Below are 19,708 nucleotides of genomic sequence, written 5' to 3' on the forward strand. Positions count from 1 at the left end.
ATCCACAGGCTCATCCACAGGTGGGGATGAATTACACGCGTGTAAGTCCGAGTGCTTATCGCCAACGCGTGGTCATCAGGAAGCCGACGAAGGCGATCCCGAAACCGATCACGAGATTCCACGCGCCGATGCCGGGCACGGGGAACTGCGAGTTGCTCAAGTAGAAGACGAGCACCCATACCAAGCCGACGAGCATGAGACCGATCATGATCGGCAGGAACCACACCGGGTTGGGCGTGGAACCGTTCTCGTTGCGCTCAGCGATCGGGTCTTCGCCGTTGCCAGTACGTGCCATGCGGGCCAGTCTAACGGGCAGGGCACTCTCCACCCACGGAAGTAGACTCGCCTCGTGTCCACGGTCGAGCATCCCCCCACTCGCCGCTCGGCCCGCCGCCCTCCGCCGCGCCGACGCCGCGTGACCGTCCTCGGCGTGCTCGGTGATCTGCTGCTGACGGCCGGTGTGGTCGTGCTGCTGTTCGTGGGCTGGCAGCTGTGGATCGGCGACGCGATCATCGGAGCCCAGTTCAAGAGCGAAGCCGGTGCCCTCACCGACGAGTGGGCGGCTGCACCGACGAACCCGGCCCCCTCGACCTCGCCGGGCGACGCGTCGGCGACGGAGCCGCCCGCCCTGGCACAGCCGGGGAACGGCGAGGTGTTCGGTGTGCTCCGCGTCCCTCGCCTCGGACCCGACTACCAGTTCAAGCTCGCCGGCGGAGTGAGTGCCTCCGTGACCCTCGACCCCATCGGGATCGGGCATTACCCCGACACCGCGATGCCGGGCCAGCAGGGTAACTTCGCCATCGCCGGCCACCGCGGCAGCCACGGTGCCCCGTTCGCCGACCTGCCCTCGCTGCGCATCGGTGACGCGGTCGTCGTAGAGACACCCGACGGCTGGTACACCTACCGCTTCCGCAATCTCGAGTACGTGCGCCCCGACGGGGTCCAGGTGCTGCTCCCGACCCCGCAGCAGCCGGAGGTGCAGGCCACCGACAAGCTGATCACGATGACCACGTGCAGCCCGCGGTACGGCTCGGCGGAGCGCGCGATCGCCTATGGCGTCTTCGAGTCGTTCACCCCCCGCGCCGACGGACCGCCCGCGTCGCTGACCTCCGGAGCCGCCTGATGTACGGAGCCCTCTGGCGAGTGCTGCCCGGACCCTGGTGGGTCCGTCTGCTCATCGTCCTCGTGCTGGTCGCCGCCGTGCTCTACGGCCTGTTCTTCTATGTCTTCCCGTGGGTGAGCGACATCCTCTATCCACAGGAGGTCACGGTCGAGTGAGCTTCCGCGTCGTCGTCGTGGACAACCGCGACAGCTTCGTGCACACACTCGCCGGATACGTCGCGGAGCTCGGCGCCGATGTGACGATGCTGGCCGCGTCCGCCCCCGACGTCGTCGCCTCCGTCGAGGACGCCCAGGCCGTGCTCGTCTCCCCGGGTCCCGGGCACCCCGCGGTCGCCGGCGCGTCCATCGAGGTCGTGCACGCGGCCCACGCGAACGGCATCCCGCTTCTGGGGGTGTGTCTGGGGCACCAGGCCCTCGCGCTCGCGTTCGGAGCAACGGTGACCCGGGCCCCGGAACTGCTGCACGGGATCACCAGCGTCATCCACCACGATGGCCACGGTGTCTTCGCGGACCTTCCGGACGGGTTCCGCGCGACCCGTTACCACTCACTCGCCGTCGACCCGGCCACCGTGCCCGACGAACTCGTGGTGACCGCCCGCAGCGACACGGGCGTCATCATGGGCCTCGCCCACCGTGACGCCCCGCTGACCGGGGTGCAGTTCCACCCCGAGAGCGTCCTCACCGAGGGCGGTCACGCCCTGCTCGGACGCTGGCTCGAGGATGCCGGTCTCCGTGGCGCGGCTGCGCGCGGGCGGAGCCTGCACCCTCGACGGGGTCAGGGACCGGTGCAGTAGGTCAGAGTGATCTCGCTGTGCACCGGCACCTCGCCGGGCGCGAGGGACTGCGTCTTCACCAGCGACGGAGTCGTCGCCGGGCAGCCGGCATCCTCCTGCGTCTGCACGGTCAGCTGCTTCTCGTCCGACTCGAGCTCGCGCTTCGCGACGTCGACGGGGTAGCCCTCGTAGTTGACGATGACGACCGTGCCGCTGGCGACGACGAGATTGACGGTCGTGCCCTTGGTGACCTCGGTTCCGGCCGCCACGCTCGCCGTCATCACGACACCGGCGGCGAGGGCGGGGTCGGGCTTGCGCTGCACCAGGCCCAGCGACAGGCCCGCGGACTCCAGCGCGGCGCGGGCCTCGGACTCGGTGATCCCCTCGAGCGTCGGCACTTTCGCGGTGTCGGCCCCCGAGGAGACGTAGAGCGAGATCTCCTGCCCCGCGGCGACCGAGGTGTCGGCGCCCGGCGTCGTGCGCACCACGTTGCCTGCCGCGATCGAGGCATCCGCGACGTCGATGCGCTTCGCGGTGAGGTCTTCCTTCTCGAGCGACTGGACGGCCTCGTCGTAGGTCATGTCGACCACGTTCGGGACGGTGCGTCCGGCCGAGGGCACGTCCGTGGACGGCTGGATCTGGATGACCCAGAGGAGCACGGAGACCAGCAGCACCGCCAGGACCGCGACACCCGCCCAGATCCACGCGACCGGCGGACCCGGCTGCGTGCGGCGCATCGTGGTGTCGGTGCTCAGCTGGCGGAGCGAGCGCGCGGTCTCCGCCGCCTGCCGCGGGTTCGGGCCGTACAGCTCGTTCGACAGCGCCGACATCTGCCGCTTCGTGGGCTCTTTGCCCTCGATCGTGGCATCCAGGTCTTCGCGGAACGCGGCGGCGTCCTGCGGACGCTGGAACGGGTCTTTCGCGAGAGCGCGGAGGACGACCGCGTCGAGCGCGCGCGGGACCGCGTCGTTGATCTCGCTGGGCGGGAGGGGGGCCTCGCTCACGTGCTGGTACGCCACCGCGACCGGGGTGTCGCCGCGGAACGGCGGCCGCCCGGTGAGCAGCTCGTAGAGCACCACGCCGGCGGAGTACAGGTCGGCGCGCGCGTCGACGGACTCGCCCTTGGCCTGCTCCGGGGAGAAGTACGCCGCCGTGCCGACGATCGCCGTGGTCTCGGCGACGGTCGAGGACGAGTCGGACACCGCGCGCGCGATACCGAAGTCCATCACCTTGATGCGGCCGGAGTCGGTGATCATCACATTGCCCGGCTTGATGTCGCGATGCACGACACCGGCGCGGTGCGAGTACTCGAGGGCCTCGAGGATGCCGTCGACGTAGCGCAGCGCGTCGTCGATGGGGACGGGACCGGTGGCGACGACGTCTTTCAGCAGGCGCCCGTGGACCAGCTCCATGACGATGTAGGGCACGGGACGTTCGTGCCCGTCGGCGCCCACCTCGACGTCTTCGCCGGCGTCGAACACTCGGACGATGGTCGGGTGCGCCATGCGCGAGGCCGCCTGAGCCTCGAGACGGAACCGTGTCCGGAACGCGGCGTCCCCGGCGAGGTCGGCCTTGAGGATCTTGATCGCCACCGTCCGCCCGAGCGTCTGGTCGTAGCCGCGGTAGACGCTGGCCATACCGCCGCGACCGATGAGGTCGTCGACACGGTAGCGTCCGGAGAGGACGCGCGTCTCAGTGGTCACGGGGGAACTCCTGGCGTGGTGGGGGGATCGTGTTCTTCGGTGCGTCAGCGGGAGGCGCTGGGGTCGGGCGTGGGCGTGTTGCCGCCCGTGATCGCCGCCGTCGCCTCGCCGGACTGGACGGTCCGGTCCGTGCCCGAGCAGCTCACCGTGTACGTCACCTTCAGCGTCTGGCCGGGCGAGTTGCTCACCTGGAGCTGGGCGCTGCGGGCGTCCGGAGCGAACGACGACGTCGACTGACCGTTCTGGAACGTGCCCTGGGTCGCGGTGAAGTTGTACGACGCGACGTTCCCCGTGCCGGACGGGCACGTGTACGCCTGCCAGGTGACCTCGACGGTGCCGCCGGCCGTGGCCTGGCTGGGCTGGATGGTCGGGGTCGCGGGGGTGGGGAGCTGGGTCTGCTCACCGAAGACGCGCAGCGTGATGACGGTGCCCGCGGGGACGCGACCGGTCGGCGTCACCGTGTCGACCGTGCCGACCTGGTCGGGGTTGGTCGCCGCGTTCCCGGGCTCGCAGTTGGCGCCGAGGTCGGCGTCACCGAGGATCTTGCTGGCCTCGTCGCACGTCTTCCCCGGCAGGCCGAGCGCGTTCACGTCGATCAGCTGGGTGGACGGCGTCGGAGTCGACGAGGGCGTCGATGCGCTCCGGGAAGGAGTCGACGACCCGGACGCGGAGCCCGACGGCGCGGGATCTGCGGAGTTCTGGTTGCTGAGGACCGCGAACAGCGTGCCGCCCAGGACCAGCAGCAGCAGCGCGATGAGGGCGACCAGCGGCCAGGTCCACGGGCTGCGCTTCTTCTTCTGCGCGCGCGGGTCTTCCTCGGTGTGCTGTTCGGTCAGGAGCGACGTCGCGCCGGCCGCGGGCAGCAGACGCGTCGCGGCAGAGGTCTGCCCCGCGGTCAGCAGCTGAGTCGCCTCATCGGCGACGGCGACACCCGCGGCGATCGCGGGAACGGCTCCGGCAGCGGCGGCGAGGTCGCCGCGACGCAGCGCGGTGGCCGCGCGGGAGACGGCCGCGGCGGAGGCCGGACGGTCGTCGGGCTTCTTCGCGATCATCGCCATCACGAGGTTCTGCACCGGGACGGCCACCGTCGGGGGCAGCGGCGCGGGCTGCTCGTTGATCTGCGCCATGGCGATGGCGACCTGCGATTCGCCCGTGAACGGACGCTTGCCCGCCAGGCACTCGTACGCGACGATGCCCAGCGAGTAGATGTCGGTCGCGGGGGATGCCGGGTGACCCGACGCCTGCTCCGGTGACAGGTACTGCACCGTTCCCATCACCTGTCCGGTCGCCGTGAGCGGCACCTGGTCGGCGATGCGGGCGATGCCGAAGTCGGTGATCTTCACACGACCGTCGGGCGTGATGAGCAGGTTGCCCGGCTTGATGTCGCGGTGGACGAGACCGGCCGCGTGCGCGGCCTGCAGAGCGGCGGCCGTCTGAGCAACGATGTCGAGGGTCTTGTCGGTCGACAGCGACCCCTCGCGCTCAAGGATCGTGGAGAGCGCCTCACCGGGCACGAGCTCCATCACGAGGAAGGCGCTGCCGTCTTCCTCGCCGTAGTCGAACACGCTGGCGATGCCCTCGTGGTTGACGAGTGCGGCGTGGCGGGCCTCGGCGCGGAAGCGCTCGAGGAACCCGGGGTCGCCCATGTACTCGTCTTTGAGGATCTTGATCGCGACCGTGCGTCCGATGACGTGGTCGGTCGCTTCCCAGACCTCGCCCATGCCGCCGATGGCGATCCGCGAATCGAGCTCGTAGCGCCCGCCGAAGGTCACTCCCTGTGTCGGTCTCATTTGCCCAGCACCGCCTCCATGACCTTCTTCGCTATCGGGGCGGCGATCTCGTTGCCGCTCCCGCTCTGACCCTGGCCGCCACCGTTCTCCACCACGACTGCGACAGCGACCTTCGGGTCGTCCGCCGGGGCGAAGCCGGTGAACCAGAGAGTGTAGGGACGAGTGTCGTTCTCTGCGGTGCCGGTCTTACCCGCCACCTGGACCCCGTCTATTCTTGCATTCGACGCCGCGCCGTCCTGGACGTTCGCCGTCATCATCGTGACCATCTGCGCCGCGAGGTTCGTGTCCAGCGCTCGGCCGTACTCGCTGTTGGCGCCCTCGCTGCGCACCGACAGATCGGTTCCGATCACCCGGTCGATCATGCGCGGGTTCATCACGACGCCACCGTTCGCGATCCCGGCCGACACCATCGCCATCTGCAGCGGGGTGGCGCGCACCTGGCCCTGACCGAAACCGCTGAGCGCCGTCTGGGGCGCGTCGAGGGTCGAAGGGTAGGTCGAGGGCGTCGAGGTGAACGCGGTCGAGTCGGGGACCATCGAGAACGAGGAGTTGAAGCCGTACTTCTCGGCCTCCGCGCGGATCGCGTCATCGCCGAGCTCGACCGCGAGCTCCGCCATCGGGATGTTGCAGCTGAGTCGCAGGGCCGTCGCGATCGTCACGGTGTCGCCGTCGCCGCAGGTGCCGCCGCCGGCGTTGCTCACGACACTCGAGGACTGCGGCAGCGTGTACGACGCGACGTTCGGGAACGACGAGTCGGGCGTGTACCGACCGGATGCCAGCGCGGCCGAGGCCACGACGAGCTTGAACGTCGAGCCGGGCGGGTTGAGGTCGCCCTCGATGGCCCGGTTCACGAGAGGCTGCGACGGGTCGGCGGTGAGCTGGTCGTACGCGGCGTTCACCGCGTCCGCGTCGTGCACGGCGAGGGTGTTGGTGTCGAAGCTGGGCTTGGACACCATGGCGAGGATCCGCCCCGTGGACGGCTCGATCGCGACGACGGCGCCCTGCTGGTCGCCGAGGGCGTCCCACGCGGCGCGCTGCACCGTGGCATCCAGCGAGAGCTCCACGTTCGACCCGCGCTGCACTTCTCCCGTGACGGTGCGTTCGATCCGGTTGAAGAAGTCGTTCTCGTCCGAACCGCTGAGCACGGCGTTCTCCGCGGACTCGATCCGGGTCTTCGCGTCGAGCACCGGATTCATGTAGCCGGTGACGGGCGCCCACATGTCGGCATCCACGTACTGGCGCTGCCAGCTGTAGACGTCCTCGGAGGGGACGGACGAGGCGATCGCCGTTCCGCTGGCGATGATCGACCCGCGCTGGACCTCGTAGGAGTCGTAGAGCGCACGCCGATTGCCGGGGGTGTTCGCGAGGTTGGCGGCCTGACCGACCTGGATGACGCTCGTGGACACGAACAGCGCGAGGAACATCGCCAGCATGACGATGCTGAGGCGTCGGAGCTCTTTGGTCACGGTGCCTCCTCCAGGGCTCGGGTGCGGGCGGATGGGACGGTGGTCATCAGCCGATCACCACCCGGGGGCGGCTGCGGACGGCGTCCGAGATGCGCAGGAGGAACGCGACGATGATCCAGTTCGCCACCAGCGACGATCCGCCGGCGGCGAGGAACGGGGTGGTGAGGCCGGTGAGCGGGATGACCCGGGTCACACCGCCGACCATGATGAACACCTGCAGGGCGATCGTGAACGAGAAGCCGGTCGCGAGGAGCTTGCCGAAGTCGTCCTGACCGGCGAGACCGACGCGGATGCCGCGGCTGGCGAAGACCATGTACAGGGCGAGGATCGCGAACAGGCCGACGAGACCCAGCTCCTCGCCGAGGCTCGGGACGATGTAGTCGCTCTGCGACAGCGGAGTGATGTACGGACGGCCCTGTCCGAGGCCGGTGCCGAAGAGTCCGCCGTGCGCGAGCCCGAAGATGCCCTGGGTCAGCTGGTAGCTGCCGCCGTCGGCGTCGACGACCGCCGGGTTGAAGGCGTCGAGCCAGTTGGTGAAACGGCCGTTGACGTACGGCAGGACACGGGATGCCAGGAACGCCCCGGTCGCGGCCAGCACGACGCCGATCAGCACCCAGCTCGTCTTGCCGGTCGCGACGTAGAGCATCGCGACGAACATGCCGAAGATCAGCAGACCCGTGCCGAGGTCGCGCTGGAGCACGATGATCCCGAGCGAGACGAGCCAGATGATCAGGAGCGGTCCGAGCTCCCGCGCGCGCGGCCACGTCATGAAGAGGAAGCGGGTTCCCGTCGACGTGAGGCTCTCCCGGGTGCGGACCAGATAGCCGGCGAAGAAGATCGCGAGCGCGATCTTCGCGAGCTCTCCCGGCTGGAACGACACGAAACCGAGCGACACCCACACGTCGGCGTTCTGATCGGTTCCCAGGCCCGGCACGAAGGGAAGCAGGAGCAGCAGGATGCCGATGAGTCCCGAGAGGTACGTGTAGCGGAACAGCACGCGGTAGTTGCGGACGAAGATCACCACGAGCAGGGCCGCCACCAGCGCGATCGCCGCCCAGGCGATCTGGCGGATGGCCGTGGCATCCCACCCCTTCAGACCCACCGCGAGGTCGATGCGGTAGATCATCGCGATCCCGAGGCCCGTCAGGACGGTCGCGATGGGAAGCACGAACGGGTCGGCATCGCGGGCGCGCAGGCGCAGGACCACGTGGAGCACGAGGGCGAGCAGGGCGGGGATGCCGGCGAGCATCAGGTAGCCCGACTCGACCGCCCCGTTCACTCCGAGCTGCACGAGCACGATCGCCGCGCCGTAGACCGCGATCGCGAAGAGCAGCAGACCCAGCTCGCGGTTGCGCTGCTTGGCGGGCGTCCGGATCTTCTTCAACGCGCGCATGACGGCGGTGTCGGTGGACACCTCTCCCGATCGCGTCAGCTTCTGGTCGGTCATCCCGTGGCCTCCGGTTCCGGGCGCAGACGATCCACGATGAGCTCCGCGTCCGAGAGGGAACGCGCCGAGATCGTCGCTTCCACCGTCTGCCGATCGAAGTCCGACAGGTCGGCGAGCACGATGTTCGTGTCCTTGTACACCGTCGACAACGACAGCGGACCGATGGACTGCTGGATGCCGCGGTAGATGACCACCGAGTTGTCGTCCGCTCCCACGTAGTAGCGGGTCTGCGTCCACTGGTAGCCCGCGAACAGGCCTGCCCCGATCGCCGCCAGCACGAGGATGAGGGCGGCGAGCCAGCCCAGTCGCCGACGACGTGCGCGACGGCGATCCTCTTCGATGAGCTCTTCCAGGAACTCGGCGGCGGGCTCGAAGTGCGTCGGCTCGTTCGCGGCCTGCCGGGCCGAGTGCAGCCACGTCGATCGCGCCGGACGCACGGGCGAGACGACGACGCCGCTGGGGTTGGAGGCCGAACCGACGATCGTCGGCGTACCGATGAACACCGGGTGCTGGCCGCCCACGTCGACGATCACGACCGTCACGTTGTCGGGGGCACCGCCGTCGAGCGCCTGCTTCAGGAGTGCGTCCGCGGTGCGGGCGGGCGGCATCCCGAGCGCGAGTGCCTTGGTGGTGTGTGCGTCGTCGACGACGCCCGAGAGACCGTCGGAGCAGAGCAGCCACCGATCGCCGTCCTGCGTCGGCATGATGAACGTGTCGACCTCGGGGTCGGGATCCATGTCGCCCAGCACGCGCATGAGCACCGAGCGGCGGGGGTGATACCGCGCCTCTTCGGGCGTGATGCGGCCCGAGTCGACCAGACGCTGCACGAAGGTGTGGTCGGTGGTGATCTGGGTGAGCGTGTCGTCGCGGTACAGGTAGACCCGCGAGTCGCCGATGTGACCGATGACGGCGTAGTCGTCGACCATGATGACCGCGCTGACGGTCGTGCCCATGCCGGCCAGCTCCGGACGCCGCGCGACCGTGTCGATCAGATTCGTCGCCGTGTCGGCGAGCGCGTCGCGAAGCGCGTGCTCGGCCGCCGTGGTGCTGGGGAACGGCTGGTCCAGTTCGGTCAGACGCGCGATCGCCAGGCTCGAGGCGACATCGCCTCCCGCGTGACCGCCCATGCCGTCGGCGACCACGAAGAGGTTGGATCCGGCGTAGCCGGAATCCTGGTTGTTGGAGCGCACCTTGCCCGTGTGGGAGATGGCCGCGCTCGAGCCTTGGAAGACCATGGAGGCGGGTTACTTCCGCAACTCGAAGGTCGTGGCGCCCACCTTGATCGGAGCGCCCACTTTCACTTGGACCGGGGATGCCACCCGTGCGCCGTCATGCGTGGTGCCGTTGGTGGAATCGAGGTCCTGCAGCATCCACTGGTCTCCCCACAGCACGAGACGCGCGTGGTGGCTGGAGGTGTAGTCGTCGCGGATGACCAGACCCGACTCGCTCGAACGGCCGATGGTGAGGGGTTCCGTGCCGAGGGGCAGCTCGAGTCCGGCCTTGGGGCCGCTCGTGATGACGATGCGCGACACCGACGCGGTCGTCGCGAGACCGCCGACCGGGGGGACGACCGGCGCGGCGGGACGCTTGACCTGCGTGGTCTCCGCGTTCGGTGACGACGTGGGCGCCGGTGCCGCCGGAGCAGCGGCGGGTGCCGCGGGCTCGGGGAGCTTGCGCACCTTCACGCCGAACAGGTCGGCGCGCAGCGAATAGACCACGCCGAACACGAAGAACCACAGCAGGACGAGGAAACCGCCCTGGAGGAGAAGAAGAGTCAGTGGACTCATGACAGGGGCCCCCGGTCGCGGACGTCGAACAGCTGCGTCGCATCGGACGGCGCCGCTCGCCGTGCGGTCTGTGCCTGCGCGACCACACGGAAGACGATATCGGTGCGACCGATCGAGATGGTCGAGTCCGGCGGGAGAGCGGCCTCGGAGACCTTGCGTCCGTTGAGGGTCGTCCCGTTGGTCGACCCGAGGTCGCGGACCATGGCGCGTTCGCCGTCCCACAGGATCTCGACGTGCTTGCGGCTCGTGCCGGCGTCGGGGATCGTGATGTCGGCGTCGCTGCCCCGACCGATGACCGTGCGGGCCTTCACGAGCGGATGCCGCGTGCCGTTGATGTCGACGACACCGCGCCACGACACCTGGCCCTCGCTGGTGCGCGAATCGACGCGCAAGGTGCCCGTCGAGAGCGACGTGTCGCGCTCGATCGAGATCGTGACGGGGCCGGCGAACGAGTAGCCCTGCGTGCGCGCGTGCTTCTTCACGAGGGTGTCGAGCTCGGTCACGAGGGTCGAACCGAGGGCGCTCATCTTCTCGTCGTCCGCAGGCGACAGCCGAACGGTGAAGGCGTTCGGCGTGAGGATGCGCTCGCGACTGACGACGACGGCCTTCTTGTCGAGCTCGCTCCGCAGTGCGGAGGCGATCTCCACCGGCTGGATGCCACTGCGGAAGGTCTTCGCGAACGCACCGTTGACGGCGCGTTCGAGACCCTTCTCGAAACTGTCGAGTAGTCCCACGAGACTCCTTCAGGCAGGCAGACCAGTAGGCACATCGTAGTCAGCACGGCTGGACAGGTCATGGATGCCGGCTCCGGACACGGTTCGCCGGGGGCCTGGGGCCGTGATATTCTCGGGAAGTTGAGTGAGCGGCATCCCTGGATGCCACGACTCGCGCGAGTGGCGGAATAGGTAGACGCGCTGGCTTCAGGTGCCAGTGCCCGCAAGGGCGTGGGGGTTCAAGTCCCCCCTCGCGCACAGAACGACGAAGGGTCCCGGGTTCTCCCGGGGCCCTTCTTCATTTCCGGGTCAGGCCGCGTCCGGGATCGGGTGCCGGAGGCCGACGGCGTCCGCAACGGCACCGAGGCGGTCATCGAAAGTCGCCAGCGGCACCTGAGCGTGGTGCGCGACCGCGAGAACGCACGTATCCGGCATCTTCATCCCGTGATCGGCTCGCAGGCGGGCGAGCAGCAGCGGCTCGGTGGGACCGATGTCGGCCACCTCGATGCCCAGGCTCTGCAGACGAGACCACAACGCGGCGTCTTTGTCCAGCTTCGCGGCACCGACCAGTGTCTCGGCGGCCGTGAGCGGGTGCATCAGGAACGGACCGCGTTCGAGGGTGATCAGCCTCTTCGCACGCTCGTGATGCGCGTCGCCGGGGGAGAGCAGGGCGATGATCACTCCGGCATCCAGGACGATCACTCGGGCCACTCGGCCCTCAGTTCTTCGAGGTGGCCCTCGGGGTGGATGCCCGCGAACTCTCCGACGAGTGCGTCGATGCTCCGGCGCCGGGCCGCCACCGTCGCGGGCTCGAGCGCCTCGATCGTCCGAGCGCCCTCCAGGACGAGGTGAGTCAGCAGGACGGACGGGCTTTCTCCGGGCCATCGCAGTCGTGCGATGCGCAGCGCCTCTTCGATCTCGGCCGTGTGCGTGACCTGCGTGCGCATCCGAGTCGTCGGCATGGAGGGAGTGTACCACCATGACGCAGGTGCAACACCGTCGGGAAGCCACCGCCCTCACGGCGGCGAGCGGGGGAAATGACGGCCTCCTCGGCTCGCCCCGTCCGCCTCGCGCGGCGGGAAGGCGAGAATGCCGCATATGAGGCTCCCGCACCGATCGCCGTCCACCCCCTGCCGACCGGCCGTTCGATGACGTCCCGCACGACGGAAACGCGCGCGGTTCCCGAGCCCGCGGCGGACGAGGGCGACCCGTCGACTCCGTCGAGGAGCGGTGTCGCCCGCACGATGACGTCTCCGGTCTTCGTCGCGGTGGTGTTCGCGGCGACGGTGGTGCAGGTGTGCAGCGATCCGATCCTGGCCATCTCGAGCGGTACCGGACAGTGGACGCACACCCTCCCGCCGCAGGTGGTCATCGCGCTGACCGCCCTCGTCTGTCTCGTCCAGGCGATCTGCGTCTCGCGTGCGGCATCGCGGCCCGAGCTCGCGATGCTCGGCACGACCGCGTGCTACCTGCTGGTGGCCGTGGTGCTCGGTGTGCCCACCTGGGCGACTCCGATGCAGTTGGTCGTCGGGATCGCGATGTTCGCGCTCGGTGCCGCCCGGCCCGTCGCGGTGGCGGCGCCGTGGGCGGCCTCCGTCGTCGTCGTCTCGTGCCTGGCGCTGGGCGGATGGGCGGCGAGCGTGGGCGCGCCGCCGGAAGCGGTCGTCAGCTTCCTGCTCACGGAGGGCGTCGCACTGGCGTCCGTCTCCTTCGCGGGCGTCGCGCTCGGCATCCTCTACGCCGTGCTCGAGCGCCGGGCCGAGCGGGAGCGTCGGCGGGCCGCCGACCTCCAGCTGCAGCAGGCCGAGGCCATCGAGGCGTCGAGGACCGCCGAACGGGGTCGGATCGCGCAGGAGCTCCACGACGTCGCCGGCCAGCACCTCGCGGGGCTCGTGTCGCTGTGCGACGCGTCCGTCGACCTGGCGCCCGCGCATCCCCAGCAGGCGCTCCAGCTCATCGACGAGGTGCGGGCCGAGGGGCGCTACGCCGCGGCCAGTCTCTACGGCGCGCTCGGCGATCTCCGGGCGGTCGAGGCGACCGCGCACACGCCGACGCCCGATCTCCGCCACATCGGCGGGCTCGTCGAGTTCTGGCGGGAACGCGGCAAGGACGTCTCGGCCGAAACCGAGGGCGATCCGGAGACGCTCCCGGCGGTGGTCTCCACCACGGCGTATCGCGCCATCCAGGAAGCGCTGTCCAACGCCGCCAAGCACGCGGCCGGCGCACCCGTTCGCATCCGGATCCACATCGCGCCGGAACGCCTGGTCACGGTGGTGCACAACGATGCTCCCCGGCGCCTCCGCGACGGCGAACCCGGTCTCGGACTGGGCTGGGGGTTGGATAGCCTGCGCCAGAAGCTCACCCTGGTCGACGGGACACTCGAGGCGGGTTCCGACGGGGCGGGGGGCTGGCGTGTGGAGGTGGACATCCCGCTTCCCCGGACGATGGAGGCATGACGTGACCGAGAGCGGATCGATCCGCGTGCTGATCGCCGACGACAACCGACCCTTCCGTCGGGGCGTCCGACTGCGACTGGAGCACGCGGACGGGATCGTCGTCGTCGGCGAGGCCGGGACGGGGCGGGATGCCGTGAAGGCGGCGATCGCCGAGCACGCGGACGTGGTCCTGATGGATCTGGAGATGCCCGAGATGAACGGCATCGACGCCACGCGCGCCGTGGTCGAGGAGTCGTACGGCGTCACCCGCGTGATCGCGCTGACCAGCCACGGAGAGGATCACCTGGTGATGAGCGCGCTGGACAGCGGGGCATCGGGGTACCTCCTCAAGACCCACGACAGCTCTCAACTCGTCGACGCGATCCGCGCCGCCCACCGCGGTGACGCCCTGATGTCGTCGCGCGTGACACGGTCGGTGCTCACCGACATCGCCCGCCGCCGGATCACGGCGGAGGACCGCGCGCGAGCGGCATCCCTCAGCCCGTCCGAGGCGCGCGTCGTGAGCCTGCTCAGCGATGGCATCACCTCCAACGAGCAGCTCGCCGCGGAGCTCGTCGTCTCGGTGAACACCGTCCGCAGCCACGTCCAGTCGTCGATGCGCAAGGTCGGTGCCGCCGATCGCACTCAGCTCGCGCTCTGGGGAGTGCGCGTCCGATCGGTGCTCACGGCTCATCCGATCGGATGATTTCCGCCGACCGTCCCCCGCGGGGCGGCGTGTGGGCGGAATGTCGGAGATTCATCGGTTGACCTGCCCAATCCTCTGGACGCGCCGCGCCCTCGGCGACCACGGAGTCGGCCCCGACGCGGCAGCGCGCGTCCGCGCACCCGCACACCATGTCCACGCGCCGTGGCCTTCCGGCGCGGGCGAGGCGGTGGGCGGGGCATGGACGCGATCTATCCGGTGTTCGCCCGCGCGGACCGCATCTTCTATGACCACCCCGGGCGTGCCCGCGTCGCCGCCGACGACCCGGCTTTCGCCGCGACGGTGCCGGCGTCGTGGGGTCGAGCGGATGACGGCATCTGGACGTACTACGAGCCCGCCGGGGCGGTCCTCCCCGAACAGGGGTGGAAGATCCACCTCAGCGCGACCCCGGCCGCGGCGCCGGCGATTCTGCGGATCGTCTCCGACCACTGCGTGCGTGGGCGTCTCCCGTTCAAGCACCTGTCCCGCGAGAGCGTGCTCGCCGCCTCGAACGGCAAGGATGCCGGTCGCGAGGGGTCGGGCAAGTTCGTCACGATCTATCCCTCCACCATCGGAGAGCTCGAGCGATCGCTGAGGGAACTCGGACGGCGGACGGCCGATTTCGACGGACCGCACATCCTGTCCGATCTCCGATGGACCAGCGGGCCCGTGTTCGTGCGGTACGGCGGGTTCCTTCGGATGCTGATCGAGGTCGACGGCGTACCGACCCCCGCGGTCAGACACCCCGACGGGCACCTCGTGCCCGACGTCCGCAGCCCGGGCTTCGAGCCGCCGTCCTGGGTCGAGATCCCGCCGTTCCTGCGCGATGCGGTACGGGAACTCGGCGAGCTCCGGCCCCCGGACGGGTTCCCGCAGATCACGGGAGTGCTCCACCATTCGAACGCCGGGGGCGTCTACACGGCCGTCGAGGGCGGGCGTGACGCCGTGGTGAAGGAGGCCCGGCCGTTCGCCGGCGTCACGGTCGACGGCCTGACCGCCGTGGATCGTGCCGCGCGCGAAGCCCACGCCCTGCGCGCCATCGCCGCGCCGGGGACGGTCGAGCTGATCCGCGAGTTCGAGGCGCTGGGGCACCGCTACCTCGTGCTCGGCCGCGCGCGGGGCGTGCCGCTGCACCAGGCGGTGGTCGCTCGGCATCCGCTGGTCTCCGCCGACTGCAGCGCGGCCGACGTCGCGGAGTATCGGCGGTGGGCCGTGGCGCTGGCCGCCCGCATCGCCCGGGTGGTCGACGACGTGCACGCCGCCGGCTTCTCACACGGTGATCTGCACCCGGGCAATGTCCTGGTCGGCGACGACGGGGCCGTCACCCTCATCGACTTCGAGATGGCGCGGAGCGCAGCGGAGAACGCACCGGTCGCCATCGGGGCGCCCGGCTTCGTGGCCCCGGACTTCGCCGAGCCCGAGGCCCGCGCCGGGCGGGCGGCCGACCTGTTCGCGTTGCGCCGGATCCTGCTCTTCCTGTTCGCGCCGCTCACGCCGGTCCTCGACCTGCACGCGGAGAAGGAGCACGAGGTGCGGGCATGGGTCGTCGAGCGCTTCGGACTGGGCGCCGCCGACCGGGACGCGCTCGGCTTCGCCGCCGATCCGGTCCGCCCGCCCGCGACCGTCGATCGGGACGACCGCATCGCGGCCATCGCGCGACAACTCGTCGCGGATGCCACCCCTAAGCGGGAGGACCGGCTGTGGCCGGGGGACCCCGTGCAGTTCGACGAGCCCGCGTACGCGGTCGCGCACGGGGCCCTCGGCCCCCTCCTCGCGTTGCACGCCGCGACCGGCACCGTCCCGGAAGAGGCGGCCGGGTGGGCGGCCCGCGCCATGCGGACCGCGCCGCCGCAGTCCGGTCTGTTCGACGGACTGGCGGGCGCCGCGGCGGCGTGGGAGGAACTCGGCGACGAAGCCCACGCGGATGAGGCGATCGCGCGCTGCCTCGATGCGCCGCTCCGATGGAGCTCGCCCGGTCTGTATGGGGGACCGCTGGGCACCGCCCTGGGGTTGCTGCGTTCAGCGGGGCGGCATCCGGAGCTCGTCGATGTCGCTCGCCACATGTTCGACGAAGCGGCCGATCGCGCGGACGGATGGGCCGGCGCCGGGCCGGAGAAGGTGGCGACCGGGGCCGGCGGCCTGCTCCGCGGGCCCAGCGGTGCCGCGATCGTGGCTCTGTCTCTGTACGACCGCCAGTCCGACACCGCACTCCTGGCGCTGGCCGAGGCGGCCGTCCGTCGGGATCTCGAGAGCTGTCTGCGGGCGTCCGACGGTTCTCTGCAGATGAACGAGGGCTGGCGTCTGCTGCCTTACCTGGGCTCCGGCTCCGCCGGCGTGGGGCATGCTCTCGCCGCAGTGGTCGAACGACGCCCGGCGACACCTCTCGCCGCGCAGCTCCACTCGCTCGCGCGTGCCGCTGAACCCGAGTTCGTCCTCGAACCCGGCCTCTTCCAGGGTCGCGCGGGTCTCCTCCTCTTCCTCGCCGGGATGCCGCGCCCGGCGGACGGCACGGAGGATGCCGCCGTCGCCCGCGCCCGCGTCCGCCACGAACGGTCCCTCGCGCTCCACGCGATCCCGCGGCCGGTGGGCACCGGGTATCCCGGCCGCGCGCTTCTTCGGCTCTCGTGCGACCTCGGAACCGGATCGGCGGGCGTGCTGTGGGCGCTCGCCGCCGTCCGCGACGGTCAGCGCCGCACGCTGCCGTTCCTCGACCTCCCCCCGGTCCACGCCGCCCGCGCGGTCATGACATCGGAGAGGGGGTGACACCGATGGGATATCTCCTCTCCCTGCAGACGCTCGAGCGCGCTGAGTCCGAGCGCAGCGAGGTCTTCGCGAGCTCGTGGAGCACCGGGATCTGCTACAGCAGCACATCGACCGGCCTCTGCCACTAGACCGAGACCGACGGGTGCGGGCACGGTGCTGCGGCGCCGTCGCCCGCACCTTTCGTCTTCGGCGGGGCAGGGAGGGGCGAGGGCCGCCCCCAACTCCGGCCCCCGCCCGCATCGGCATCCGACCCGAACGGATGCCGCCTGCATCGAGACCATCGACGCGTGAGCGGAGTGTCCCTGCGTGCCGACGGTAACCCCGCGATTCACCCCATCCGCGCCCGAACATTCACCCCGTCGACCCGAATGCCGCGGAGTTCCGCTGAATCCCGCCCGTCCGGTGCCTCACGGTCGCGAACAGACCGACCCGAAATGTCGTCCGATCGGATGAGGGTCAGTCGTCGAGCAGCCGTTGCCACTCGGCGGGGACGCGCCCGGCCGGCCCGGGGACGGGCTGGGTCACGGGATGACTGCGCGGCGGGGCGAGCAGGGGTCCGTCGATGAACGCCGCGGTGCGGTAGTCCCAGAACCAGTCCTCGCCCGGCTCGAAGCTCTGGATCACCGGATGCCCGCTCGTGTGGGCGTGGCGCGTCGCGTGCCGGTTCAGGGAGTCGTCGCAGCACCCGATGTGACCGCATTCGGCGCACCGGCGCAGATGCAGCCACCACGAGCCCTCGGCCTCGCACTCGACGCATCCGGTACCGCTCGGCGGGACCTCGGGGCGGATGGCATCCCGGTCGTCGCCCATGTCACTTCGCCGCCGTGGTGTAGCCCGCGTCGCGGAGGGCGCGGCGGATGTCCAGCACCGTCTGCTCGTCGATGTCCTTGTGCCGCGGGGGAGTGAGGATGAGGAGGGTGTCGCCCAGGCGGACCTTTACCTTGCCAATGTGCTCCTCGGCGACCTCGCCGACCTCGCGCAGCAACCCGATCACGTCGTGCCACTCGAGGTTGTGCGAGGTGGGGTGCTGCTCGAGGTGGAACAGGGTCGTGCGGTGGTTCTCGGTGAGGTCGTGCGTGTCGGACATCGTGGTGCTCCTCGGTTCTCGCGTCGGTGCAGGCGAACGTACCCGCGGCCGGCGGGGGCGCCATCCGACGAGCGTCGAGACCTGCATGGACCGCCGTCGAGCGGGTCAGGTCGCGCCCGCGCGTCGGTTGTGCCGCGCGACGGCGACGACGTGCGGTGCGAAGAGGAGGAGAGTCAGCGAGCCCCCGACCGCGACGGCCGCCACCCACCCGGGGAGGCCCCAGGTGGAGCTGAACATCCCTGTCCCGAAGACGATGGCCGCCGCCCCGACCGCGCGCAGGACGACCGCGCGGCGGGGGGCCTTCACGGGGTTCGCCCACACCGGCATCCGTTCGCCCGGGTAGGCCCTCAGGGTGAGCGCCAGCGACCACCACCAGAACGCGAGACCGACGACGACGAGAACGAGCCACCCCATCGCCCCATCCGAACACGGAGGTGGAGAGCGCGCAAGGGATGCCTCTGGTGCGGCGGGGCACCCGAAGGTATGATCGCTCAACGAACACGCGTTCGTTGAACGAACAGAGGAACCATGATCGACAAAACCGTGCCGAACGTCGCGGCAGCCGTGGCGGGCATCGCCGACGGCGCGACCGTGATGATCGGCGGATTCGGCCGCGCCGGGCAGCCCGTCGAACTCATCGACGCGCTCATCGCGCACGGCGCCCGCGACCTCACCGTCGTCAACAACAACGCCGGCAACGGCGACACGGGTCTCGCCGCCCTGCTGAAGGCCGGACAGGTGCGCAAGATGATCTGCTCGTTCCCGCGGCAGAGCGACTCGTGGGTCTTCGACACGCTGTACCGGGAGGGGAAGGTCGAACTCGAGCTGGTGCCCCAGGGGAACCTCGCCGAACGCATCCGCGCGGCCGGCGCCGGAATCGGCGGCTTCTTCACGCCGACCGGATACGGCACCCAGCTCGCCGAGGGCAAGGAGACGCGCCGTATCGGCGATCGTGACTACGTCCTCGAATACCCCATCCACGTCGACGTCGCGCTCATCAGCGCCTTCCGCGCCGACCGCTGGGGCAACCTCGTCTACCGCGAGACCGCGCGCAACTTCGGACCGATCATGGCGGCGGCGGCGAAGACCACGGTCGTGCAGGTCGACGAGATCGTGCCCCTCGGCGACCTCGATCCCGAGGCCGTCATCACGCCCGGCCTGTACGTCGACCGGGTCGTGGCCGTGGGCGAACGCCCCTGGCTGCGCGACGGCGTCTTCGCCGGCGGAGTCGACATCGAGGGGCGCCCGCTCGCCCGGGAAGGGGTCGACGCATGAGCACCCGCGTCTCCCGCACCGCGCTCGCCGCGCGCGTGGCATCCGACATCCCCGAAGGGGCCGTCGTGAACCTCGGCATCGGCGCCCCCACGCTCGTGGCGGATTACCTGCCCGAGGGGCTCGAGATCGTGCTGCATACCGAGAACGGAATGTTGGGAATGGGCCCCGCGCCCATCGAGGGCTCGGTCGATCCCGACCTGATCAACGCCGGAAAGCAGCCGGTCACCGCCCTCGCCGGCGCAGCCTATTTCCACCACGCCGACTCGTTCGCGATGATGCGCGGCGGCCACCTCGACGTGTGCGTGCTCGGGGCGTTCCAGGTGTCGGCATCCGGTGATCTGGCGAACTGGTCGACCGGGGAGCCGGGGGCGATCCCGGCGGTCGGCGGGGCGATGGACCTCGCGATCGGGGCGAGGGACGTCTACGTGATGACCGACCTGCTCACCAAGCAGGGGGCGCCGAAGCTCGTCGAGGCGTGCACCTACCCGCTCACCGGCGTCGGCTGCGTCTCGCGCGTCTACACCGACCACGGCGTCTTCGACGTCACCCCCGACGGCTTCCGCGTACGGGAACTGTTCGGCGACAACACGCACTCCGAGATCGAGCAACTGCTCGGTCTGACGCTGATCGACCGAGGAGCCTGA

General features: G+C 70.3%; 22 protein-coding genes and 1 tRNA gene. 10 read left to right on the forward strand and 13 right to left on the reverse strand.

Features of this window, described 5'->3' with window-relative positions; all coding sequences use genetic code 11:
- Positions 1 to 55 precede the first annotated feature (55 nt).
- Positions 56 to 295: a cell division protein CrgA gene (locus tag BGO45_RS13085; protein WP_076492674.1), complete on the reverse strand. Its 240-nt coding sequence runs from the start codon at positions 293 to 295 to the stop codon at positions 56 to 58.
- Positions 296 to 349: 54 nt separating this feature from the next.
- On the opposite strand from BGO45_RS13085, the gene BGO45_RS13090 reads away from it, so the two are divergent.
- From BGO45_RS13090 to BGO45_RS13100, 3 genes are read left to right on the forward strand one after another with little or no spacing between them, the layout of a single operon-like run.
- Positions 350 to 1,123, forward strand: coding sequence for a class E sortase (locus BGO45_RS13090; protein WP_292694917.1), 774 nt, complete (start codon positions 350 to 352; stop codon positions 1,121 to 1,123).
- A complete protein-coding gene (locus tag BGO45_RS13095) occupies positions 1,123 to 1,278 on the forward strand; it encodes a hypothetical protein (protein WP_228161982.1) in 156 nt (51 codons plus the stop codon). Before BGO45_RS13090 ends, BGO45_RS13095 begins: the two co-directional genes overlap by 1 nt.
- Complete coding sequence (locus BGO45_RS13100) at positions 1,275 to 1,916, forward strand: aminodeoxychorismate/anthranilate synthase component II (RefSeq protein WP_292694920.1); 642 nt, start codon at positions 1,275 to 1,277, stop codon at positions 1,914 to 1,916. The genes BGO45_RS13095 and BGO45_RS13100 overlap by 4 nt, the downstream gene beginning before the upstream one ends.
- Here BGO45_RS13100 and pknB read toward each other — a convergent pair.
- From pknB to BGO45_RS13135, 7 genes are read right to left on the reverse strand one after another with little or no spacing between them, the layout of a single operon-like run.
- Positions 1,898 to 3,598 carry a Stk1 family PASTA domain-containing Ser/Thr kinase gene (gene pknB / locus BGO45_RS13105; RefSeq protein ID WP_292694922.1) on the reverse strand — a complete coding sequence of 567 codons (1,701 nt, stop codon included), beginning with the start codon at positions 3,596 to 3,598 and terminating at the stop codon, positions 1,898 to 1,900. The two genes, BGO45_RS13100 and pknB, sit on opposite strands and share 19 nt — an antisense overlap.
- 44 nt (positions 3,599 to 3,642) lie before the next feature.
- Positions 3,643 to 5,388: a serine/threonine-protein kinase gene (locus BGO45_RS13110; protein ID WP_292694924.1), complete on the reverse strand. Its 1,746-nt coding sequence runs from the start codon at positions 5,386 to 5,388 to the stop codon at positions 3,643 to 3,645.
- Positions 5,385 to 6,854, reverse strand: a complete 1,470-nt coding sequence (locus BGO45_RS13115; protein ID WP_076492663.1) for a penicillin-binding protein 2 — start codon at positions 6,852 to 6,854, stop codon at positions 5,385 to 5,387. The genes BGO45_RS13110 and BGO45_RS13115 overlap by 4 nt, the downstream gene beginning before the upstream one ends.
- A 46-nt stretch (positions 6,855 to 6,900) precedes the next feature.
- Positions 6,901 to 8,301: an FtsW/RodA/SpoVE family cell cycle protein gene (locus tag BGO45_RS13120; protein ID WP_076492661.1), complete on the reverse strand. Its 1,401-nt coding sequence runs from the start codon at positions 8,299 to 8,301 to the stop codon at positions 6,901 to 6,903.
- On the reverse strand, positions 8,298 to 9,536 hold the full coding sequence (locus BGO45_RS13125; protein WP_292694927.1) for a PP2C family serine/threonine-protein phosphatase: 1,239 nt from the start codon (positions 9,534 to 9,536) through the stop codon (positions 8,298 to 8,300). Before BGO45_RS13125 ends, BGO45_RS13120 begins: the two co-directional genes overlap by 4 nt.
- A gap of 9 nt (positions 9,537 to 9,545) precedes the next feature.
- The gene (locus tag BGO45_RS13130) at positions 9,546 to 10,088 is read right to left on the reverse strand and encodes an FHA domain-containing protein (protein WP_292694929.1); all 543 of its coding nucleotides are present in this window, start codon (positions 10,086 to 10,088) and stop codon (positions 9,546 to 9,548) included.
- Positions 10,085 to 10,822, reverse strand: coding sequence for a DUF3662 and FHA domain-containing protein (locus tag BGO45_RS13135; RefSeq protein WP_292694931.1), 738 nt, complete (start codon positions 10,820 to 10,822; stop codon positions 10,085 to 10,087). Before BGO45_RS13135 ends, BGO45_RS13130 begins: the two co-directional genes overlap by 4 nt.
- Before the next feature lie 153 nt (positions 10,823 to 10,975).
- Between BGO45_RS13135 and BGO45_RS13140 the strand changes: the two genes are divergently transcribed.
- Positions 10,976 to 11,059, forward strand: a tRNA-Leu gene (locus BGO45_RS13140).
- 51 nt (positions 11,060 to 11,110) lie between these two features.
- On the opposite strand, the gene BGO45_RS13145 is transcribed toward BGO45_RS13140, so the two are convergent.
- Together BGO45_RS13145 and BGO45_RS13150 are read right to left on the reverse strand one after the other, a co-directional pair.
- Positions 11,111 to 11,512, reverse strand: a complete 402-nt coding sequence (locus tag BGO45_RS13145; RefSeq protein WP_292694933.1) for a PIN domain-containing protein — start codon at positions 11,510 to 11,512, stop codon at positions 11,111 to 11,113.
- Positions 11,500 to 11,763: a hypothetical protein gene (locus BGO45_RS13150; protein ID WP_292694935.1), complete on the reverse strand. Its 264-nt coding sequence runs from the start codon at positions 11,761 to 11,763 to the stop codon at positions 11,500 to 11,502. The genes BGO45_RS13145 and BGO45_RS13150 overlap by 13 nt, the downstream gene beginning before the upstream one ends.
- A gap of 186 nt (positions 11,764 to 11,949) precedes the next feature.
- Between BGO45_RS13150 and BGO45_RS13155 the strand changes: the two genes are divergently transcribed.
- The 4 genes from BGO45_RS13155 (at position 11,950) to BGO45_RS13170 (ending at position 16,830) form a co-directional block, all read left to right on the forward strand.
- Positions 11,950 to 13,257: a histidine kinase gene (locus tag BGO45_RS13155; protein WP_292694937.1), complete on the forward strand. Its 1,308-nt coding sequence runs from the start codon at positions 11,950 to 11,952 to the stop codon at positions 13,255 to 13,257.
- A gap of 1 nt (position 13,258) precedes the next feature.
- Positions 13,259 to 13,942 carry a response regulator transcription factor gene (locus BGO45_RS13160; RefSeq protein ID WP_292694939.1) on the forward strand — a complete coding sequence of 228 codons (684 nt, stop codon included), beginning with the start codon at positions 13,259 to 13,261 and terminating at the stop codon, positions 13,940 to 13,942.
- A gap of 198 nt (positions 13,943 to 14,140) precedes the next feature.
- Entirely contained in the window at positions 14,141 to 16,702 is a 2,562-nt protein-coding gene (gene lanKC / locus BGO45_RS13165; protein WP_292694941.1) for a class III lanthionine synthetase LanKC, read from the forward strand.
- Complete coding sequence (locus tag BGO45_RS13170; protein WP_292694943.1) at positions 16,699 to 16,830, forward strand: SapB/AmfS family lanthipeptide; 132 nt, start codon at positions 16,699 to 16,701, stop codon at positions 16,828 to 16,830. The genes lanKC and BGO45_RS13170 overlap by 4 nt, the downstream gene beginning before the upstream one ends.
- Before the next feature lie 328 nt (positions 16,831 to 17,158).
- Here BGO45_RS13170 and BGO45_RS13175 read toward each other — a convergent pair whose 3' ends face one another.
- From BGO45_RS13175 to BGO45_RS13185, 3 genes are all read right to left on the reverse strand, one after another.
- The gene (locus BGO45_RS13175) at positions 17,159 to 17,512 is read right to left on the reverse strand and encodes a UBP-type zinc finger domain-containing protein (protein WP_292694945.1); all 354 of its coding nucleotides are present in this window, start codon (positions 17,510 to 17,512) and stop codon (positions 17,159 to 17,161) included.
- Position 17,513: 1 nt separating this feature from the next.
- On the reverse strand, positions 17,514 to 17,789 hold the full coding sequence (locus BGO45_RS13180) for a hypothetical protein (protein ID WP_292694947.1): 276 nt from the start codon (positions 17,787 to 17,789) through the stop codon (positions 17,514 to 17,516).
- A gap of 105 nt (positions 17,790 to 17,894) precedes the next feature.
- Complete coding sequence (locus BGO45_RS13185; RefSeq protein WP_292694949.1) at positions 17,895 to 18,203, reverse strand: hypothetical protein; 309 nt, start codon at positions 18,201 to 18,203, stop codon at positions 17,895 to 17,897.
- Positions 18,204 to 18,317: 114 nt separating this feature from the next.
- Here BGO45_RS13185 and BGO45_RS13190 point away from each other — a divergent pair, with 114 nt between their 5' ends.
- Both BGO45_RS13190 and BGO45_RS13195 read left to right on the forward strand, forming a co-directional pair.
- Entirely contained in the window at positions 18,318 to 19,064 is a 747-nt protein-coding gene (locus tag BGO45_RS13190) for a 3-oxoacid CoA-transferase subunit A (protein ID WP_292694951.1), read from the forward strand.
- Complete coding sequence (locus BGO45_RS13195) at positions 19,061 to 19,708, forward strand: 3-oxoacid CoA-transferase subunit B (protein ID WP_292694953.1); 648 nt, start codon at positions 19,061 to 19,063, stop codon at positions 19,706 to 19,708. The genes BGO45_RS13190 and BGO45_RS13195 overlap by 4 nt, the downstream gene beginning before the upstream one ends.

Origin of the sequence: Microbacterium sp. 71-36, assembly GCF_001898305.1 — a bacterium.
Taxonomy (GTDB): Bacteria; Actinomycetota; Actinomycetes; order Actinomycetales; family Microbacteriaceae; genus Microbacterium.

What these genes read in the sequence shown, in the direction of transcription:
- BGO45_RS13085 (WP_076492674.1), bottom strand. Translation starts at nt 295, where the DNA reads ATGGCACGTACTGGCAACGGCGAAGACCCGATCGCTGAGCGCAACGAG.
- BGO45_RS13095 (WP_228161982.1), top strand. Translation starts at nt 1,123, where the DNA reads ATGTACGGAGCCCTCTGGCGAGTGCTGCCCGGACCCTGGTGGGTCCGT.
- BGO45_RS13110 (WP_292694924.1), bottom strand. Translation starts at nt 5,388, where the DNA reads ATGAGACCGACACAGGGAGTGACCTTCGGCGGGCGCTACGAGCTCGAT.
- BGO45_RS13120 (WP_076492661.1), bottom strand. Translation starts at nt 8,301, where the DNA reads ATGACCGACCAGAAGCTGACGCGATCGGGAGAGGTGTCCACCGACACC.
- BGO45_RS13125 (WP_292694927.1), bottom strand. Translation starts at nt 9,536, where the DNA reads ATGGTCTTCCAAGGCTCGAGCGCGGCCATCTCCCACACGGGCAAGGTG.
- BGO45_RS13130 (WP_292694929.1), bottom strand. Translation starts at nt 10,088, where the DNA reads ATGAGTCCACTGACTCTTCTTCTCCTCCAGGGCGGTTTCCTCGTCCTG.
- BGO45_RS13150 (WP_292694935.1), bottom strand. Translation starts at nt 11,763, where the DNA reads ATGCCGACGACTCGGATGCGCACGCAGGTCACGCACACGGCCGAGATC.
- BGO45_RS13155 (WP_292694937.1), top strand. Translation starts at nt 11,950, where the DNA reads ATGACGTCCCGCACGACGGAAACGCGCGCGGTTCCCGAGCCCGCGGCG.
- lanKC (WP_292694941.1), top strand. Translation starts at nt 14,141, where the DNA reads ATGGACGCGATCTATCCGGTGTTCGCCCGCGCGGACCGCATCTTCTAT.
- BGO45_RS13175 (WP_292694945.1), bottom strand. Translation starts at nt 17,512, where the DNA reads ATGGGCGACGACCGGGATGCCATCCGCCCCGAGGTCCCGCCGAGCGGT.
- BGO45_RS13180 (WP_292694947.1), bottom strand. Translation starts at nt 17,789, where the DNA reads ATGTCCGACACGCACGACCTCACCGAGAACCACCGCACGACCCTGTTC.
- BGO45_RS13185 (WP_292694949.1), bottom strand. Translation starts at nt 18,203, where the DNA reads ATGGGGTGGCTCGTTCTCGTCGTCGTCGGTCTCGCGTTCTGGTGGTGG.
- BGO45_RS13190 (WP_292694951.1), top strand. Translation starts at nt 18,318, where the DNA reads ATGATCGACAAAACCGTGCCGAACGTCGCGGCAGCCGTGGCGGGCATC.
- BGO45_RS13195 (WP_292694953.1), top strand. Translation starts at nt 19,061, where the DNA reads ATGAGCACCCGCGTCTCCCGCACCGCGCTCGCCGCGCGCGTGGCATCC.